The 987-nt window shown below is 31.0% G+C and carries 1 protein-coding gene; it reads left to right on the top strand.

Annotation, left to right across the window (positions count from 1 at the left end):
- A partial coding sequence (locus GBZ86_RS17515; protein ID WP_170272308.1) for a hypothetical protein occupies nt 1-631 on the top strand: 631 nt, incomplete at its 5' end.
- Nucleotides 632-987 lie beyond the last annotated feature (356 nt).

Consider the following 987-nt stretch of genomic DNA (forward strand, 5'->3'; position numbering starts at 1 on the left):
ACAGGAGTTTAAAAGATTAGTTAATAAATTTAGGCTAGCTGTAGATACTGCTGAAAGATTTGGAGTTGATGATCTTACTATGCAAGATTTAAGGGAAAGGGAATATCTTTGGCAAGGATATCTTGACAAGAAAGAAGCAGAACTTGCAAATACTAAGAAAAAAAGTATTCATAAAGAAGAAGTTGCTAAACCCCAAGTTCCAGTAACAGAAAAGCATGAAACTAAGTCTAAAAATAAAAAGGCTAAGGAGACTACATCTGATAAATCTACTGAACAGCAAGTAGAGAAAAAAACTAATACTAAAGTTAAAGAACCTAAAGAAGTAGTAGCTAAAGAGGAATCAATAAATAAAATTAATGAAGTTGTACCAGTTGCTGAAAAGGTTAATAGTAAAGAAATTACACCAACTGAAAATTCAACTGAGGTTAAGGAAAATATTAAAGAAGATGTAACACCTATAGCTAATCCAGTCAAGGAGGAAGTTACACCTAAAAATATTACTGTAAATAAATCTGAACAGGAAGCTAATAACATTGAATCAACCTTACTAGCAAAGGTGATGGTTATAGTTGGTGCTGTGTTAGTTGTAGTAGGAGCTGTTACTGCTATAAAAGTTAAAAAGAAAAATTAACAATTTGTTTATAGAGGAAAGGTGGATATGCCTTTTCTTTTTTCATATAAATGGTATATCTTAATAAAAGGCTACCCCCTACATCCTAACGCTACGCTGGTATATAAGTAACGCTCTCTACTATCGCTAACATATATACTGCCCAAGCCCAAAGTCGCTCCAAAGCAACCTCACAACCTTTAATCTATGCACCTATCTGTTATCGTATATACTATAAATTTATAGTACAAAAATAGCTATAGGTGTTGAATAAGAACAACTCTACCTATAGCTTTTAATTTAAAAATTTATTTAACACAGAATTATTAGACTTTATTAATGTATAGTATTATATCTTATAATTCAGTATATTAGCC

The organism is Clostridium tarantellae (assembly GCF_009295725.1).
GTDB lineage: Bacteria > Bacillota > Clostridia > Clostridiales > Clostridiaceae > Sarcina > Sarcina tarantellae.